The organism is Iodobacter sp. (assembly GCF_025352645.1).
In the GTDB taxonomy this organism is placed as follows: Bacteria; Pseudomonadota; Gammaproteobacteria; order Burkholderiales; family Chitinibacteraceae; genus Iodobacter.
Genome location: NZ_JANXSO010000036.1, coordinates 36521 through 55655 on the forward strand (window position 1 = coordinate 36521; position 19135 = coordinate 55655).

The window sequence follows — 19135 nt, forward strand, 5'->3', positions numbered from 1 at the left end:
TTAGCGGCGCGAGATCAGCATGCCTACCAAAGCACCTACAGCAGCAGCCACGCCAATGGCTTGCCAAGGGTGATCGTGTACATATTCATCAGTGACTTTTGCAGCTTGCTTAGCCTTTGCCACCGCCACTTGTTCAACTTCAACTAAACGTGTTTTAGCGGAGCGCAAACGCTCAACAGCTCGTGCATACAGCGCCTCAGCATCTTTACCCCCCGCTTGCGAGGCCTCTAGCAAAAGCTGTTCAGCTTCTTGTAAAATATCTTGGGATTGGTCGAGTAAAGTTTCACTTTTGGTATTCATAAGAAAAGCTCCTTAGAACTACGTGAGAAAAAGACTGACACTGCATAGAATTACTTTTAAAGCAAAAGTTCCATTTACTTGTAATACATGACAACCATAGCAAATAAACATCATTCACGACATATACAAAAATTACGAATAAATGCAGCGGGCTTTATATAAATAAAAAGCATTAATAAATAATTTCATTATGCCAACTTATTTTATTTTTTTCGACTTTTTTATCGTAAATAAAAATCGTTTTAAGCCTCATCAGCAATCAAGAAAAACGCATTGATAAATCTATTGCTTGAATATCTTTAGTTAATTTACCAATCGAAATTCTTTGCACGCCCGTTTCCGCGATCTCGCGCACCGTGTTTTCATCCACGCCGCCAGAGGCCTCTAAAACTGCGCTCTGCCCAGCCAAAGCCACCGCCGCACGTAAGTCAGTTAAATTCATGTTATCTAATAGCACCGACACTGCCCCTGCGTGCAAAGCCTGTTCTAACTCATGAATAGTTTCTACTTCAATTTGGATCGTTACATCGGCTGGAGCCAACTTTACTGCTGCAGCCAAAGCAGCCGCAATACTGCCCGCCGCCATAATATGGTTTTCTTTAATTAAGATGCCATCATATAAACCAATCCGCTGATTGAGGCCCCCGCCCACCGTAACTGCATATTTTTGCGCCAGCCTTAGCCCAGGGATTGTTTTACGCGTGTCATGAATCTTGGCCGAGGTATGTGCCACCAAATCTACATAACGGCGCGTCTCAGTAGCCACCGCAGAGAGGGTTTGTAAATAATTAAGCGCACTACGCTCGGCAGTCAGTAAGCTACGTGCTGGGCCAAGAATAAGGCAGAGCACTTGATCTGCCGCGATACGCTCGCCTTCTTCCACCATCCACTGTACTTGCACCTCATCATCTACTTGGCGGAACACTTCATCAAACCAAGCCCGCCCGCACAATACCGCACTCTGCCTTGCAATCACCGTGGCACTACTTTGGATATCTGAAGCAATCAGCATGGCCGTCCAATCACAGCGACCAATATCTTCCTGTAAGGCTGCAGCAACGTGAGAGGCGATGAGGTGTGAAGCAGGAATCATTGTTTTTCCAATCGTGGTTCAATTTAGGGTATTTATTAGAAACTTTGCAAAACATTATGGCATTAAATAGGAAGCTGTAGCGGTGCAATAGCCGCCGCTAATTCGGCGCGAATCCTCGCCAAACCCAGCGCAGTTTGCGATTCAATTCTGAGCGTTAATACTGGTGTGGTATTTGATGCCCGAATCAAGCCAAAACCATCGGCATATTCAATCCGTAAACCATCAATCGCAAAAATACGTAAGGCCAGCGGAAACACGGCTTTTTTAGCAATCTCAGCCACCAGTTGATGGCCATCTTGCGCCAGGCTCACTTGTAATTCTGGGGTAACTAACGATCTAGGTAAAGCTTGCAGAGCCTGTGCTAAATCTTGCTCTGACATCATGTGTAAAAACTTCGCCCCAGCAAACAGTGCATCATCATCGGGCCAATCATTAAAGGCAAAGTGCCCAGACAACTCACCCGCCACCAGCGCCTTTGTGGCCTGTAAATGGCGCTTCATATGTCCATGCCCCGTTGGAATCGCCTCACAACTACCGCCTTTGCTCCTCACCCAATCTGCAATCAGACCGCTCGATTTTACATCGTAGAGAATGTGCCCAGGCTGCTTGGCTAAGGCGGCTGCAGCAAAAAGCATTAATAGCCTATCGCCTGCAATGCTATCGCCATGCTCTGTTACTACACCTAAGCGATCCCCATCGCCATCAAATGCCAAGCCTAAGTCGGCAGCATGTGCTACGACGGCCCGTTTTAAATCAGCCAGATTTTCTTCTACCTGTGGGTCGGGGTGATGGTTGGGGAAAGCACCATCCACCTGACAATACAGCTCAATCACCTCACAGCCCAAAGCGCGATACAACGCTGGGGCAAACGCGCCTGGCACGCCATTCCCACAATCCACCACTACCTTAAAAGACCGTTGCAGAGGAACAGCCGCCGCCACAGCAGCGTAATAAGCTTGGCAGACGTCTAAAGGCTGAACTTGGCCTTGACCCGCAATAAAATCATCGTTTTCTATACGCTGGCGTAAGGCTTGCAAAGCCTCGCCATCAATGGTTTCACCCGCTAAGGTCATTTTAATGCCGTTATAATCACTAGGATTATGGCTGCCAGTAATCATTACACCAGAACCATTACTATACTGACGGGCCGCAAAATACAGCAGGGGCGTAGCTGCCAAGCCCATATCCAGCACCGTGATCCCACTAGCAACTAGCGCATCAATTAAAGCGCGCGCTAAAGCGGGGCTAGAGAAGCGGCCATCTCTGGCCACCGCAATTTGCTGCACCCCCTGTGCATGCGCTTCCGCCCCCAATGCCAGCCCAACAAAATGGGCTACCTCGGGGGTGAGTAATGAGGTTTGAGCACGAATATCGTAGGCTTTAAACAGACCATGAGCTAAGACGGGCACAAGCAAATCCCTTTAACGAGGCAACGGTAAATGGCACTGAAAAAAACGATGCAGTGTTTCTGGTAACCATTGCAATTGCCCAGGAATAGCACCCGACACAAAGCCAACGTGTCCTCCTTCCAAGGTTTGCAATAAGGTAACGCTATTTGATACCTCTGCTGGCAAAGGCAAAGATTCAAACGGTACAAAAGGATCGTTTTTAGCATTGATAATTAAGCTAGGTAAGCGAATCAAAGGTAAATAAGGCTTACTGCTGGCCTCTTGCCAATAATGTTCTACGCTTTTAAAGCCATGTATCGGAGCCGTCAATAAATCATCAAATTCACGCAAGGTATTTACGCGGCGTAAGCCCTCTTTATCTAAAAAAGGATTATCAACCAGCTTCAGCTTAGCAAAGGTCTTCTTACGTAAGCTGCGTAAAAATTCACGTGTGTACACGCGGCGATTAAAACCCTGATCCAAGGCCTCACCCGTGGCCGCTAAATCCATCGGCGCACATACCGCAGCGGCGGCATCGATCACTGCCGCTGCCGCATCGCCCTGCTCTCCCAGCCACTTTAATAAGGCATTGCCTCCGAGCGACACCCCTACTGCAAAAATAGGCACATCTGGATTTTGAGCGCGAATCCGGCATAGTACCCAATCAATTTCGGCCGAATCCCCCGCATGATAAGCCCTAGGCAAGCGATTTAGCACATTGCCACAGGAGCGAAAATGCGGCACCACACCACGCCAACCAAGCGGATACAAGTAATCAAATAAAGAGGTGGCGTAATGGCTACGCGAACTGCCCTCCAAACCATGAAACAACACCACCAGCGGCGTACCCGCACGGCCATCCACCCAATCCACTACGATCGAATCTAAATCAGGCGTAATCCACGCTTCTCGCCGATAGATAGGCGTTTTTTTCCACATCAAGGTAGCGGGATACAAAGTTTGCGCATGCCCCCCAGGTAGCCATGCAGGGGCTGGATACTCGGTGGTTTCAAAGGGAATGGCACAAGACATAGCGATAAGAAGCCTAAATAAGAACTTGATTAGCTGCTCTACCCAGCACTAGCTGGGTTATTCCCGCGCAAGCGAAAATCCAGTCGCGGTGTAATCCCCCTAGCTCCCCGATAAAAACATTCGAGGATGACGCATTTTTCGTAGGTTTTAGTGCCCATTTTTTTTGCAGAGCAAAGCAGCTAATCAAGAATAATAATGAAATAAAGGGGCGAATAATCGCCCCTTTATTTTACTACAATCACTTACATACTACGTCAATTAAATACTAGAAATAGTGCAAGCACATTTGAGGTTTCAACTTAATCCAAACCACGGCTAGCCAAGTAATCTTCGTAACCGCCCACATAGTAGATATATGTGCCGTCGCCATTGAGCTCTAAGATTTGTGTCGCCAGCGAGCTTACAAAGATTCGGTCATGCGACACGAATAGCAAAGTGCCTTTATATAAATCTAAAGCTAAGTTTAAAGATTCGATCGACTCCATATCCATATGGTTGGTCGGCTCATCCATAATCAACACATTCGGCGTTTCTAAAATCAGCTTACCGTACAGCATGCGGCCTTTTTCACCGCCAGACAGTACCTTAACTGATTTCTTAACATCGTCACCGCTAAATAATAGGCGACCTAGAATCCCTCGGATCACTTGATCATCTGTACCAGGCTGGCTCCACTGCTTAACCCAGTCAAACAGCGTGATGTCTTCTTCAAAATCAGCTTCGTGATCCTGAGCAAAATAACCCAGCTGTGCTTTTTCGGCCCACTTAATCTTGCCGCTATCTGGATTAATCACATCCATCAAAAGCTTCACTAGGGTAGATTTACCCACGCCGTTACCACCAATCACCGCAATCTTCTGACCCGCTTCTAAAATCAGATCTAAATTCTGTATCAAAGGCTTATCAAAAGACTTAGACACGCCAGCAAGCTCAACAGCCTGACGGTGTAGTTTGGCTTTTTCATCCACGTCAAAGCGGATATAAGGATTCTGACGGGAGGATGGCTTCACCTCTACCATAGCTTCCTTAATCTTATCTGCCAGTTTCAAACGGCTGGTAGCCTGACGCGCTTTCGATTTATTAGCAGAGAAACGCGCAGCAAAAGAATTTAACTCAGCTACTTTTTCTTTCGCCTTAGCGTTGTCTGTCAGCAGGCGATCACGTGCTTGCGTAGAAGCAATCATATAATCATCGTAAGTACCAGGGTAAATACGAATCTCACGGAAATCAACGTCAGCGACGTGCGTACACACTTGATTCAAAAAGTGACGATCGTGCGAAATAATAATCATAGTGGAATCGCGCTCATTCAACGCGTCTTCCAACCAGCGAATGGTATTAATATCCAAGTTATTGGTTGGCTCATCCAGCAGCAATACTTCTGGATTAGAAAACAAGGCTTGCGCCAGTAATACACGTAGCTTCCAACCTGGTGCCACATCGCTCATTGGGCCAGTGTGCTGCTCAATAGGAATCCCCGCACCCAACAGCAGCGCACCCGCACGCGCTTCAGCAGTATAACCATCGTACTCGGCCACTTTGCCTTCTAAATCGGCCGCGCGCATATAATCATCTTCGGTGGCTTCTAAATTGGCGTAAATCGCATCGCGCTCAGCCAGCACCGCCCATAACTCAGTATGGCCTTGCATCACCACATCAATCACGCGGCAATCTTCAAAAGCAAACTGATCTTGCTTGAGCTTACCCAAACGAACGCCAGGCTCTAGACTTACATTACCGCCCGTTGGTTCTAGATCGCCACCCAAAATTTTCATAAAAGTGGATTTACCGCAACCGTTTGCACCAATCAAGCCATAACGATTACCGTCACCAAACTTAACTGAAACCCTTTCAAACAAAGGTTTCGCGCCAAATTGCATTGTAATATTTGCAGTACTAATCATGGTTTGTTTGCCCTATTGCTACCCAGATACATCGTTGTATTCTTTAAAAGAAATGGTAATTTACCTGCACAGCGCGCAAGCTCATCGTTACATCACTGATAAAAACTTATAAAAACTGAAATATTTTTTCCGCCTGATCGCGAGTTGGCTCCTGCGCCGCTGCCAGCCGTAAAAAGCCCGTAAAAAAATCCTAACTATGCAGTTTACTCAGCCCAGATGACTGTTAAGGTACAAAACCAACAGCAAGCTAGGGATCGTTCTTTACAGGCAGTGAGTTTGATTTAAGCTACGTTTTTTCTCTTAACGATGCAAAAGCTTCGTCAAAAGTAAGAATATAGATTCTGCCCGCCTAGTTTTATTTCACACTACGCCAACAGAAAGGCGCTGATTTTATCACACCGCAGCGCCGCTATGCCCTTGCCGCACAGCGGAGGGTTTTAGTTTGCTATTTTTCGGTGGAAAAAGAAGCAAGCTGTAGCTTAAGAAAAGCTAACAACACAGCAGCGTTTATGGCAGCGCTGCCGCTGCCGCTTGACTATACTCTGACAAAGAAAATCAAGATGGCTAGCAGGCGGTTTTGATTTTTAAACTATATACTTCTTTAATTTTAAATTACGAGAAGTGTAAAAAACATATAATCAAAGTTTACTTCAATTAAATATGACTCTCGCTGATTTTTAGCCATTTTATAATGCTGCTGTAAACAGTAATACCTTACTTGTAATACAGAACTAGACGCTTTACTCTCAAAACGAATTAGTATCATTGGGTAAAAAAAGATGTTTGACATAAAAGGCCTTGTAAATTCACTCTTTCGCCCCGCCACGCAAGAAGGCGTGTTTGACCTTAAATCAGCAACTATATTTATGGATGAGCTGCCAGAAAGTGATATTTTGCAAGCTCAAATGGAAATCGTAAAAGCGCTGCAGCAGCTCAATCAAAACCCCCAAATCAGCAGTAATGAGCTTTTTAAAACCATCCCCTATCTGGATGAAAAAGCCGGCCCATTACAAAGCCATTTACTAGATATTTACCATGGGCGGATCATCGAAGAAGGTATATCACCCCATCAAGTACTGCCCACCATCTTATCGTTTTGGCAAGAAATGGCCACGGGCTACTTAAGCGGCATCAAGCTAGCAAGCCAAAAAATTAGTCGCACCCAAGACAAAAAGCTGCAGTTATTTACCCTAAGAGCCGTTGAACTCTTTGCCACGCAAGCACGCTATGCCTATTTGCGTCATATGGATCTAGACAATCATATTTGGCGAAACCTGAACCGCTTATATCATTTTGCTGAGCAAAATAATTTTGCAAAAACGCCACAAACCACTTACAGCAGCAGTGAACCTTCAAGCATTCAAGATCATTACATCCAAACGCTTATGTTATCGCTAGCTAACCCTGACAAAGTTCAATCCAGCCAAATTAACCTGATTGCTGCATGGTTAAAAAAATGGAGCCTGCTTATTGAGCTAAAGTCTGAGTTAAAACCGCAACAACACCTATTTGCAATCAATATCACAGGAACAGGCAAACCCAAGCGTATACGCCGAGATATGGTGGGTGAAAACTGGCGTTATTGGTCTACCACCGCCGTTGCCGAGCAAATAACCCTGCTGATTACGCAGCTAAACCAAGGCCAATCCGCAGCCAATCTTGGCTTACCTGAAGAAACATCATCACCTGCCAATTTAGATTTACTGCAAACTCTGAGTAATCTTTGGTCACGCGATGCGCTAACCCCAGTAAGGCAACATGAAAGACAAAACAATACAAAATCAATCCATGTGATTACGGGGATTCAAAAAATAGTCCCATTTATTATGCAACAAACCGCGGCAAGCAGCGCAGACCATTTGGAAGCTCAAAAATGGGAGTTAGCTGATGCAAGCGCGGGGGGCTTTGGCTTGAACTATCACAGCGACACTCCATTAGAAGTAGGCGAGTTTCTGGGTTTAGCCAATATTGGCCAGCACCCTTTTACGATAGGTATTGTGCGCCGGGTGAATCGCAGCCAAAAAGGCATGATGAGTATTGGTGTAGAAACGCTGACTCAAAGCCCTGTGATCGTCACCTTAACCCCTTTACTAACAGAAGATAGCTTTCAGTGTATTTATGCCCCAGAAGGCCCTAGTACTAACCCTGCACGCTTCCTCATTATTCCTAGCGCTTTTTTTACCGAGAACAGAGAATATAAATTCACTGCCCAAGATAAATCTTACCGTATTCGCTTATCCCCAGCGATGGAGCACACCGAGCACTGCGTATTAGCTAAGTTTGCAGTACTTGAAAAACTCTAAAGTGCTTGTGTACCGCGCTTTATCAGCGTTTTTTTAAACATTTTAAGTATCCAAACAAAAAAAGCTATTTTCTATTCAAATTGTTTACACAAGCCTAAAAAAGCTGCTAGAATGCGTTCCTGTCTGAGTTGCAAGACAAAGACACAAAGGAAGTGTGGCCGAGTGGTTTAAGGCAGCAGTCTTGAAAACTGCCGAGGATGCAAGTCCTCCGTGGGTTCGAATCCGACCGCTTCCGCCAAGATTCAAAAATAAAGCCCCTGATGAAAATCAGGGGCTTTATTCGTTTATGGCAACGTACAATGTCTACCCACCCCCCACCCCACACACACTTAACAAATGCAAAAAACCCCGCCTAAGCGGGGTTTTAATTTCGTTTAAATAATTTAAACGATTAGAAGCCTGTCCATGTACCAACAACCAGACGTTGCATGCTGTCTTTGCTGCTATCGATACCTTGTGCTTGCCATGTGAAGCCCTCAGGCTTCAGACCTGCACCACCCAGTTTAATATAACGATACTGCACAAATGCCATAGTGTTCTTAGACAAATTGTAAGCAAGCTGAGTGCTTAGCTGATCAGCTTTTTTATCACCGGCGCCATTATCCTTTATATGCGTCCAGCCTGCATTCAGAGACAGTTTGTCATTGAAGCTATAGCCAACCTTACCGTGGATTGCGTCTTCTTTAACATCAGTACGATCATATTTGTCATGCGCCCAGTCCAGAGACAAAGTCAAAGGACCAAAAGCACCACGGCCACCCACGAAGAATGTGCTGTCATAACCAGATGCAGACACTGCTGCAGTACCTGCAGTAACTTTACCTGTTGAATCTACTTTACCGTCAGTAGCAGCAGCACCGTTCTTTTGAGCTAGGTAAGATGCATCAATGTGGAAAGCACCAAATGTTGCGCCACCACCTAATTCATAACCTTGCGAACCATTCTTTTTATCAGTAAAACCATTACCTAAGTCTGCAGATGCGAATACGTTAACAGCACCAAATGTGCCTTCGTAGCCAATCGCATTATCAAAGAAAGCGCTTGAGCCAACACCACGGTCTTCACCAGTGTTGCCCGAACCGTCAGTCAGGTAAGGCCAGTCTTTTTGCAGGTAAGTTTGTTGGAAAATGCGACCAAACTTAACCGAACCAAAGCCACCTTTAGCGCCGATGTAAGCTTCACGAGTACCAAATGCAACTGGAGCAGTTGCTTTATCGCTACCGCCAGGGCCTGGCTTTTGCGAAATACGCCAGATAGTGGACATACCATTGTCCCACTTATCCACACCGTCAAAATTCAGAACAACCGGTGTATCAATAGCAAATTTGCCCTTACCATCAGCAGTTTGATTGCTGTAGTACATAACATCCAGTTCTGCTGAACCACTAATAGTTACTTCAGCGTAAGCAGAAGCGGAGCAAGCAGCTGCAACAGCAGCCACGATCAGAGCACGTTTAAACATAATTCATCTCTCCTAAAGGCGAATTTGATTTTTTTAACTTCAGTACATCAAGGCATATATTGCTTGTGCTACCAGCCAAGAATACTCAATAGGTACAAACCCACGCAATATTGCGTCGTATATCCGCAACATTGTGTGTCCCAAACGCAACACCGATTTGCTATAAATGGCGCAGATGCTGGCACGCACAAAAAAACGCCACGATTTACATCGTGGCGTTTTTTAAGTGGCTAAGCGCCTCACCAGCATATTGCCGACGTATTGCTTATGAGCAGGTTCTAAATTAGAACGCTGTCCATGTACCTACCATCAGACGTGTTGCGTTTTTCTTGTCTGAACCGATAGCAAAACCATCAAGCTGTGTATCAGCTTTCATTACACTAGCTTTACCAGCTGTATCTAACATGTGATGACGAACTTGTGCAAAAGCAACAGTGTTCTTAGACAGTGTGTAGTTGTACTGAGCGTTAATAACGTTCATGCCGTTATCAACTTTATTGCCATCAGTCTTGCTGTCTTGCACACGTTGATAGCCAAGGTTGAAGTTGTTTTTGCCCATAGTGTAACCAGCAGCAACCAAGAATTGGTCAACTGTAGTTTTTTGGCCAGCTACAGCCAAATTAACAGTGCCATTCCATTCGTTACGCTTGTAACCAGCAGCTAAATCAAATGCGCCAGTCTTGTACTTAGCATCGATATTGTAAGTACGCAGTTTGTTTTCTGCATTAGTACCTACAAGGAAGTCACCTGAGTTTCCCCAGCCCTTACCATTGCTACCAAATGTACCAGCGTCAGAAGAGGCACTTTTACCGTTCTTCGCTTCAGCAGCACCAGCAGCAACATTAAAACCGTAGCCAGTGTAGTTCGCTGTCAATTCCATAGCGCGGGCTGAGTTACGGCCGTTACCTAGATCATATTGACCAGCAAAGCTAAAGCCGCTGAATTTAGGTGAGAAGTAGCTTACGCCATTCGCGTATTGAACTTGTTGCGAACCAAAGTCAGCCCACAAATTGCCTGAACCATTGTTCGCGAAACCATCCATTTCAAGGTATTGGTTAGAGAACTGGTTACCGAAGCGAACTTCACCGAACTTAGTTTCGTAACCGATCCAAGCTTCACGTGCACCGAAGCTATCGTAACGACTTGGAGTCGCTACTTTTTGCGCCAGACGCCATTTTAGTGTATCACCAGTGTCCAGTTTGTCTGTACCGTCTACGTTGATCACAACGGCGATTTCTTCAGCAACTTTACCCTTGCCGTCTGTACCAGATTGGTTGGTCTTGTACATCAAGTCCATTTCAGCAGAACCGCTGATAGTTACGTCAGCGAATGCAGGAGCTGCAAACATTGCGGATACGGCAGTAGCGATAAGAACGCGCTTAAACATACTGAAATTCCTTTATATTGGTTGAGCCACGAATTCACCGTGTGAATTCGGATCCATATGATTTTAAAGATCACCTTGTCGCGCTTTACTTAAAGTTAATTCATCACTACGAATCTGCTAATAAATAAAATATGCGTACTAGGTGCTCCGAAGCCCATATATAAACACAGCGATTAATTTTGTTCTGCTGTAAAAATACCAAACCCTTATAAGTAAAAATACCAACAAAGAAAAAAGGCACTTATACTAAGGGATAAACCTTATTTTTAATAAACGAGCGCGCATATACAGGTTAAAAATAAAAAAATCTCACAAATAAAACCAAATAAAAATTCAAAAATTACCAAGATATTAATAAAAAAATTTGATATGAAAATCAAGAAATACCCATAAAAAAATTAAAAATATTTTCATACCTGTAATGACAAATAGAAATAAAAAAAGCCGGTAAATTCATTTGGCATTTAAAATTGTGTTGGTAAATGATAAAACTCCGTCATTAAGCAAGAGCAGATGTTGTTGATCTGCAACATCTATTAGTCCAAAGTATGTAAAAAAACATCGTATAAGTGCTCCGCAATAAGTTTTTCAACATGATGCAAATCAGGATCGCTCTAACCGCTTAGGCGAAAGTGCAGCGATACACTAGGATCCCCGATAAAAACACTCGGAGATGACGCTTTTTGGGCCGATCTAAAATGCAGCTTGCTACTTAGCAAGCTCAAGAATTTGCCACCTAGCTACTACGCCCAAGCAAAAGCACACATGAAGGTCCAAGTTACCTTCTAGCCCAGCGTGCGCTACTTCTAAGCAAGCGCAATGGCCGTTTTAAGCCCAGGACAAACCCATGCATCCAAAGACAACAAAGACCTACCTAATTATGCCTCTTGCTTAATCTCATTATAAATATCGTAGGGCGGGGGAAACCCGCGTATTTCTTCTGCATGGCTCGCGGGTTTCACCCGCCCTACTCATTCAAAAACCACGTCCAACACTCAAGAAATCCATCTACACGAAGTTCATTGAGCAAGAGGCATAATCAGGAAGACCTAAGCTAAAGCTATAAATCAACGATAGGCTGGCTAGCTATGCATCAACTCGTGATGAACTTGAAGCGCTTATAGAGAGGCCTAGTGTGCCAAGCTTTAAATGCACGGGATTTTTATTTTTTTACATAGCCCAAAAATAGCAGGCAAAAAAATGCCCACATCGCTGTGGGCATTTTTTCACAAGCAGTAATGGGCGCTTATTTTGCGTTCCACAAAGCCTTAGTGGTATCCAGCATACGGTTGGAGAAACCCCACTCGTTGTCGTACCAAGACAGCACTTTCACCAGCGTGCCACCAGACACTTTAGTGTGTGATGCATCGTAAGTGGAAGACGCTGGATCATGGTTAAAGTCGATCGATACCAAAGGCAGGTCGCTGTAATTCAACACGCCCTTCATTACGCCTTCTGATGCTTCTTTCATGATTTGGTTGATTTCTTCAACTGTTGTTGCACGTGCAGCAGTGAAAGTCAGATCAACCAAAGACACATTGATCGTTGGCACGCGCACAGCAAAACCATCCAGCTTGCCTTTCAACTCTGGCAATACCAGTGCAACCGCAGCGGCAGCACCCGTTTTAGCAGGAATCATCGAATGCGTTGCTGAACGAGCACGACGTAGATCTTCGTGATACACATCAGTCAGAACTTGGTCATTGGTGTAGCTGTGGATGGTGGTCATCAAGCCAGAAACCAGACCGATTTTATCGTGCAATGGCTTAACCAGCGGCGCAAGACAGTTGGTTGTGCATGATGCATTTGAAATCACGGTATCTGTGGATTTCAGTGTGTCATGGTTTACGCCGAATACGATGGTCGCGTCTACATCGCTGCCACCAGGAGCAGAGATGATGACTTTTTTCGCGCCAGCAGTAATGTGCGCAGAAGCTTTTGCTTTGCTAGCAAAAAAGCCAGTACATTCCATCACCACGTCTACGCCGATCTCTGCCCATGGCAGATCAGCCGGGTTACGCTGAGCGCAAACGCGAATTTTATCGCCGTTTACGATCATGAAATCGCCATCAACCGATACTTTGCCAGCAAACTTGCCGTGCACAGTATCGTATTGTGTCAGGTGAGCGTTGGTTTTAGCATCGCCCAGATCATTAATTGCCACAATTTGGAATTCATCAGTGCGGCCAGATTCATACAAAGCGCGTAGTACATTGCGACCGATACGACCGTAGCCGTTAATTGCGATACGAATTGCTGCCATTGCCTGGTGCTCCTCAGTGAGATCAGAAAAAGCGCTTACCTAGGGTAGGTAGGCATAAAAAATTGAATATAGAGCATAACCAACTGTCGTCTTGCTGACGATATGGCTATTCCCTATAAATAGTGAAATATTGATGCATATCTTAAGGCTGGCATATTTTTATGCCCACGCGAATTGAGCCATGCCATTACGCGTAGGTACAAAAGCCGTGCCCACCCTAAGTTTTAATTATTTAGCCAATGCTGCTGCAGCGCGGGCCAAAGCGGTAATACCCGCCCAATCACCCGCTGCAACCATTTCCTTAGGGGCCAGCCACGAGCCGCCCACGCAGCCTACGTTTGGCAAGGCCAAGAGCTTAGGTGCAGATTCAAGGCTGACACCACCAGTTGGGCAGAATAAGATTTGTGGCAGCGGCCCACCGATGGCTTTAAGCATACCTAAGCTACCGGCTTGTTCAGCAGGGAATAATTTCAGCGCATCAAAGCCCTCTTCCAAAGCAGCAATCGCTTCAGAAGGCGTCATCACGCCTGGTAGTAATTCAATTTTTGCAGCACGAGCAGCAGCAGCTAGCTTAGGCGTAAGGCCTGGTGTTACGGCAAAAACTGCACCGGCCGCTTTCGCTTCAGCAAATTGCTCAGGACGCACCACGGTACCCACACCCACAATAGCACCAGGCACATTATCAACAATCGCACGCACTGCAGCCAAAGCCGCTTCGGTACGTAAAGTCACTTCAAGAACACAGATACCCCCCTCAACCAAGGCCTTGGCCAAGGGTACGGCGTGTTCTACTTTCTCGATGACCAAAACCGGCATCACCGGACAAGAGCGCATGATTTCGCGAATTTGCATGGGTCGTTCTTCCTGTTCTGTAGTAAATGATGAAATGAGTAGGATGGGTTAAACGCAGCTCCCCCCATCCAACGTACAACTTAATTAATGAGCCAAGCCCATACTGATCGCGCCTTCTTCTGCGCCGGTTGCTGCACCACGGAAAGTCGCGAACAACTCGCGCCCCATGCCATGTTCGTTCGCAGATAAATCTGCAGTATCCACGGTTCGAGCAGCCCATTCGGCCGCATCAACCAAGGCTTCAACCACGCCTGCATCGGCATCTAAGCGAATCATATCGCCGCTTCTCACCTTGCCAAGTGGCCCGCCGTTTAATACTTCGGGTGTCATATGAATCGCCGATGGCACCTTGCCCGATGCGCCCGACATGCGGCCATCGGTAACCAGCGCCACTTTAAAGCCACGATCTTGCAATAGGCCCAATACTGGGGTGAGCTTATGCAGCTCGGGCATGCCATTAGCACGCGGCCCTTGGAAGCGCAGCACCACCACAAAATCTTTCTCTAACTCGCCACGCTTAAATGCGGCCAGCACATCGTCTTGATCATTAAACACAATGGCAGGGGCAAGCACGCTGCGGTTTTCTGGCTTAACAGCCGAAATTTTAATCACGGAGCGACCTAAATTACCGGCGAGGAGACGTAAACCACCATCGGCGCTAAATGGATTAGTGGCGTGACGAACCACATTGTCATCCACTGGCTCGGTAGGTGCAGCACGCCATACCGCCTTGCCCTCTTCGCCAAGGAAAGGCTCATTGGCGTAAGGGCGCAGGCTCTTGCCTGCTACGGTCAGCACGTCTTCGTGCATTAAACCTGCATCCAGCAGCTCGCGAATCAAAAACCCCATCCCACCAGCGGCATGGAAGTGATTTACATCTGCCGAGCCATTGGGATAAATTTTGGCGAGCAGCGGAATAATCGCCGACAAATCATCAAAATCTGTCCAATCAATAATAATGCCCGCAGCGCGCGCAATAGCGATTAAATGGATAGTGTGATTGGTTGAGCCGCCGGTTGCCATCAGGCCAACAATACCGTTCACAATGCATTTTTCATCGACCACTTTACCTACAGGGGTAAACTCATCGCCCTTATACGTAATGGCAATCGCACGTTGTGCTGCCGCAACAGTCAAGGCATCACGCAGCGGTGTATTTGGGTTTACAAAGGCCGCACCTGGCAAGTGCAAGCCCATCACTTCCATCAACATTTGATTAGAATTGGCCGTACCAAAAAAGGTGCAAGTACCCGCACCGTGGTAAGAGCCTTCTTCTGAAGCTAATAATTCTTCACGGCCACATTTACCTTCGGCAAATAATTGGCGCGCCTTGGCTTTTTCACTATTAGCAATGCCAGAAGTCATTGGCCCAGCGGGAACAAACACCGTTGGCAAATGACCAAACTGCAGAGCACCAATCAATAAGCCCGGTACAATCTTGTCACAAACGCCTAAGCAAACTACGCTATCAAACACATTGTGCGATAGGCCAATTGCGGTAGACATTGCGATCACATCGCGGCTAAATAAGCTCAGCTCCATACCCGGCTGGCCTTGGGTTACCCCATCACACATTGCAGGTACGCCACCCGCAAATTGTGCAGTTGCACCCGCTTGGCGAACAGCTTCTTTAATCAGAGCAGGGAAAGTTTCAAAGGGTTGGTGTGCCGACAGCATGTCATTGTATGCAGAGACAATTCCCAAATTAGGTTGACGCATTTCGCGCATCATAATTTTGTCGTTTTCTGGCGCAGCAGCCCAAGCATGAGCCTGATTTGTACAGGCTAAACCTTTACGCGATGGCTCCTTACTCGCAGCCAACTCAAGGCGGGCTAAATAACGTGAACGAGGCCCTTGGCTTCTTGCAATAATACGGGCGGTGACTTCAGCAAGCTTGGGATGAACAGACATAAACAGGGGCTCCGAGTTACGGCGGCATCACGACGCCACGTACATTTCTATAAAATTGAGCGTAGTTTTACTACAAAGCATCTATAACTTCAACCGCATCGACTGGGAATTTCCATTTCGTTGCGTTGCATCAATAGTCAACATTTACACAGGGTTACCATTCTACGCTACGTGTTAACCCCCATCATTAACAGCCCTTGGCGAATTTCGTTTGCGCCACTATTTAGCTGTGTAGTAAGATTACAAAGTCTTACGCGCCAAGTAGGCTCAACTGTGTTTTGCAGAGCAGTTCTGCCAAGGGCCAAAAACCGACTCAAGTAAAAGGATTTTCGCGGATGACTCAGATCGACGCTTTCGACATGGTGCTGTTCGGCGGCACTGGTGACTTGGTAATGCGTAAGTTGCTACCGGCACTGTACCACCAACATCAAGAAGGCAATCTGCCGCAAGAAGGGCGCATTGTCTGTTTGGGCCGTAGTGTTCCTGATACCGCCGCTTACCTCAAAAAGGCGCATGCCCTAGCCACTGGCTACCTAGGTAAGCACTATAACGATGCCGATTGGGCCTCGTTTGCTGAGCGCATTGAATACCTGCAATTGGATGCCAATCATCCTGCAGAATTCACCAAGCTAGCCGATACGCTAAACGCCTTTCCAAAGCGTGTACGCGTGTTTTACCTCTCCACCGCACCTGATCTATTTGCGCCTATTTCCAAAAGTCTGTCCGAAGTAGGCCTTGCCGCTGGCAATGCCCGCGTAGTGCTTGAAAAGCCATTAGGGCACGATTTAGCCTCATCAAATAAAATTAATGATGAAGTCGGTGAATATTTCCAAGAACACCAAATTTATCGAATCGACCATTATTTGGGCAAAGAACCTGTCCAAAACTTAATGGCACTGCGCTTTGCCAATACCCTGCTTGAGCCACTTTGGCGCAGAGAATGGATTCGCGACGTACAAATTACTGTAACCGAACAAGTTGGCGTTGAATCCCGCGCGGATTTCTACGACAAAACCGGTGCGCTGCGCGATATGGTGCAAAACCATCTCTTGCAACTGCTCACCATCGTTGCGATGGAGCCGCCAGCATCGATCGATGCCGATGCGGTTCGTGATGAAAAACTCAAAATTTTACGTGCCTTAAAACCGCTCTCTACCGAAGACGTCCACACCAAAGTAGTACGTGGTCAGTATCGTGCAGGGGCGGTGGCAAGCAAACCTGTGCCTGGTTATTTAGACGAGCCAGATGTGCCTGCTGGCTCCAAAACCGAAACCTTCGTTGCACTTAAGGCAGAGATTCAAACTTGGCGTTGGGCAGGTGTACCGTTTTATCTGCGTACCGGCAAACGCCTTTCTGAGCGTCTTGCTGAGATCGTGATTAACTTCCGTGAAGCACCACACTCCATTTATGGCCGTAGCGCCAGCACGCCTAATCGCTTAGTGATTCAGCTGCAACCCGATGAATCGGTTCGCTTGTATATGATGGCAAAAGAGCCTGGTAATCAAGGCCGCTTGCGTCCTGTGCATCTAGATATGGATTTTAAAGAAACCTTTAAGACCCGCAGCCCAGAAGCTTATGAGCGCCTGTTGCTAGATGTAATTCGTGGTGATCTATCATTGTTTGTACGCCGCGACGAGCAACGTGCGGCATGGCGCTGGGTGGAGCCTATTATTGACAACTGGGAAAGCAGCACAGATGGCCCTAAGCCATACACTGCAGGCACTTGGGGGCCAGCAGCATCTTCTGCCTTGCTATCCCGTGATGGCCTTTGCTGGCACGAAGAAGAGTAAATAATGTAACAAGCGGGCCGGTTTTCTGGCCCGTTCTTTCATCATCATTAAAGGTAACTACATGTCGTCTCTGTCCTGGCAGGAATTTGTCTCAAAAGATGAACTGGATCTTCAATTGGCTGACTTTATCGCTCAAGCATTAAGCGCGGCCATTGCTGCACGTGGCCAGGCAGGGATTGCGGTATCTGGCGGTAGAACGCCAGCAGGCATGTTTAAAGCGCTGCGTGTGAAAGAGCTAGATTGGTCAAAAGTAACCATTACCTTGGCCGATGAGCGTTGGGTTGCCCCCGATCACGCCGATAGTAATGAGCGCCTAACCCGCGAAAATTTACTGCAAGATAAAGCCGCTAACGCCACATTTATCTCACAAGTTTCCAGTGCCCCAACTGCCCATGAAGGGCAAGCCACGATTGAAGCTCGCCTTGCTGCCCTGCCCGCTCCGCTTGATGTATTGATTTTAGGCATGGGGGACGATGGCCATACCGCATCGCTTTTCCCTGCTGCAGCAGAGCTAGAAGCCGCCTGTACCTCAACAGCACGTTGCGCGGCAGTCACCCCGCCAGCCGCACCGCATCAGCGCATTACGCTGACACTGCCCACCTTGGCAGCAGCCCGCTCGGTAATCGTACATATCACGAGTGATAGTAAAAAAGCATTATTGCAAGACGCTTTACTTGAGCAAAAAGCCGAAACAGAGCTATTTCCTATCCGCCGTGTGCTGGATAAATGTTTGGGGCTCAAACAGGTATTTTGGGCCGCATAAGAGATGTAGGGTGGGCATCCTTGCCCACGCGTTGATGTCAAAGTTCTGCGTGGGCGAATGCCCACCCTACAGTGAGAAAAATACATGCTCGAACGTATCAAGGCCGCACTCGATAGCCTCAGCAAATCAGAACGAAAAGTGGCTGAATTAGTCATTGAGCAACCTAATTTGGTTGCTAATGCCCCCATCGCCCAAATTGCCGAGTTGGCACTGGTTTCACAGCCCACCGTGATTCGCTTTTGTCGTTCACTCAACTGCTCTGGCCTGCAAGATTTTAAATTGCGGCTCACTCGCAGCTTGGTCTCTGGCGTGCCTTATGTGCACTCCATGGTCAGCCGCGATGACTCTGCACACGATCTAGCACGCAAATTATTTGATAACAATATTTCGCATCTGCTCCGTTGCCGTAATGAGCTAGACACCGATGTGTTGGAACGTGCAATTACCATTATGTCGAATGCCAAAAAGATCGAAGTCTATGGTCAGGGGCAATCCGGCGCAGTGGCCATTGATGCACAAAACAAGTTTTTCCGCTTGGGCGTACCTACCGTTTCCTATACCGATCCGCATATGCACGGCATGAGCGCATCGATGCTTGGGCCAGGAGATGCGGTGGTTGCCGTATCAAACTCAGGCCGCACTTTAGATTTACTGCGTTCAGTAGAAATTGCCCGCGATGCAGGAGCC

At 46.8% G+C, this 19135-nt stretch carries 14 protein-coding genes and 1 tRNA gene; 5 read left to right on the forward strand and 10 right to left on the reverse strand.

Annotated elements, in window-relative coordinates; genetic code table 11:
* The 5 genes from Q0R17_RS04635 to Q0R17_RS04655 all read right to left on the reverse strand — a co-directional run bounded on the left by Q0R17_RS04635 (position 1) and on the right by Q0R17_RS04655 (position 5717).
* Entirely contained in the window at positions 1 to 300 is a 300-nt protein-coding gene (locus Q0R17_RS04635; RefSeq protein WP_293932565.1) for a YqjD family protein, read from the reverse strand.
* Between the two features lie 259 nt (positions 301 to 559).
* The gene (gene nadC, locus Q0R17_RS04640; protein WP_293932567.1) at positions 560 to 1393 is read right to left on the reverse strand and encodes a carboxylating nicotinate-nucleotide diphosphorylase; all 834 of its coding nucleotides are present in this window, start codon (positions 1391 to 1393) and stop codon (positions 560 to 562) included.
* Between the two features lie 62 nt (positions 1394 to 1455).
* Positions 1456 to 2802 carry a phosphomannomutase/phosphoglucomutase gene (locus Q0R17_RS04645; protein ID WP_293932570.1) on the reverse strand — a complete coding sequence of 449 codons (1347 nt, stop codon included), beginning with the start codon at positions 2800 to 2802 and terminating at the stop codon, positions 1456 to 1458.
* Positions 2803 to 2814: 12 nt separating this feature from the next.
* A complete protein-coding gene (locus Q0R17_RS04650) occupies positions 2815 to 3813 on the reverse strand; it encodes a YheT family hydrolase (protein ID WP_293932572.1) in 999 nt (332 codons plus the stop codon).
* Between the two features lie 299 nt (positions 3814 to 4112).
* Positions 4113 to 5717, reverse strand: a complete 1605-nt coding sequence (locus Q0R17_RS04655) for an ABC-F family ATPase (protein ID WP_293932574.1) — start codon at positions 5715 to 5717, stop codon at positions 4113 to 4115.
* Positions 5718 to 6496: 779 nt separating this feature from the next.
* On the opposite strand from Q0R17_RS04655, the gene Q0R17_RS04660 reads away from it, so the two are divergent.
* Together Q0R17_RS04660 and Q0R17_RS04665 are read left to right on the forward strand one after the other, a co-directional pair.
* A complete protein-coding gene (locus Q0R17_RS04660; RefSeq protein ID WP_293932576.1) occupies positions 6497 to 8020 on the forward strand; it encodes a hypothetical protein in 1524 nt (507 codons plus the stop codon).
* Positions 8021 to 8168: 148 nt separating this feature from the next.
* Positions 8169 to 8258 (forward strand) — tRNA-Ser (locus Q0R17_RS04665).
* A gap of 153 nt (positions 8259 to 8411) precedes the next feature.
* On the opposite strand, the gene Q0R17_RS04670 is transcribed toward Q0R17_RS04665, so the two are convergent.
* From Q0R17_RS04670 to edd, 5 genes are all read right to left on the reverse strand, one after another.
* Positions 8412 to 9482, reverse strand: a complete 1071-nt coding sequence (locus Q0R17_RS04670) for a porin (RefSeq protein WP_293932578.1) — start codon at positions 9480 to 9482, stop codon at positions 8412 to 8414.
* A 283-nt stretch (positions 9483 to 9765) separates the two neighbouring features.
* The gene (locus Q0R17_RS04675) at positions 9766 to 10869 is read right to left on the reverse strand and encodes a porin (RefSeq protein WP_293932581.1); all 1104 of its coding nucleotides are present in this window, start codon (positions 10867 to 10869) and stop codon (positions 9766 to 9768) included.
* Positions 10870 to 12115: 1246 nt separating this feature from the next.
* Entirely contained in the window at positions 12116 to 13132 is a 1017-nt protein-coding gene (gene gap / locus Q0R17_RS04680; RefSeq protein WP_293932583.1) for a type I glyceraldehyde-3-phosphate dehydrogenase, read from the reverse strand.
* Positions 13133 to 13360: 228 nt separating this feature from the next.
* Positions 13361 to 13984, reverse strand: a complete 624-nt coding sequence (gene eda / locus Q0R17_RS04685; RefSeq protein WP_293932585.1) for a bifunctional 4-hydroxy-2-oxoglutarate aldolase/2-dehydro-3-deoxy-phosphogluconate aldolase — start codon at positions 13982 to 13984, stop codon at positions 13361 to 13363.
* An 84-nt stretch (positions 13985 to 14068) separates the two neighbouring features.
* Positions 14069 to 15895 carry a phosphogluconate dehydratase gene (gene edd, locus Q0R17_RS04690; RefSeq protein WP_293932588.1) on the reverse strand — a complete coding sequence of 609 codons (1827 nt, stop codon included), beginning with the start codon at positions 15893 to 15895 and terminating at the stop codon, positions 14069 to 14071.
* Positions 15896 to 16230: 335 nt separating this feature from the next.
* Between edd and zwf the strand changes: the two genes are divergently transcribed.
* The 3 genes from zwf to Q0R17_RS04705 all read left to right on the forward strand — a co-directional run.
* Positions 16231 to 17685 carry a glucose-6-phosphate dehydrogenase gene (zwf, locus tag Q0R17_RS04695; RefSeq protein WP_293932590.1) on the forward strand — a complete coding sequence of 485 codons (1455 nt, stop codon included), beginning with the start codon at positions 16231 to 16233 and terminating at the stop codon, positions 17683 to 17685.
* Between the two features lie 61 nt (positions 17686 to 17746).
* Positions 17747 to 18448 (forward strand): 6-phosphogluconolactonase, encoded by a 702-nt coding sequence (gene pgl, locus Q0R17_RS04700; protein WP_293932592.1) that lies wholly within the window; start codon positions 17747 to 17749, stop codon positions 18446 to 18448.
* 84 nt (positions 18449 to 18532) lie between these two features.
* A partial coding sequence (locus Q0R17_RS04705) for a MurR/RpiR family transcriptional regulator (protein ID WP_293932594.1) occupies positions 18533 to 19135 on the forward strand: 603 nt, incomplete at its 3' end.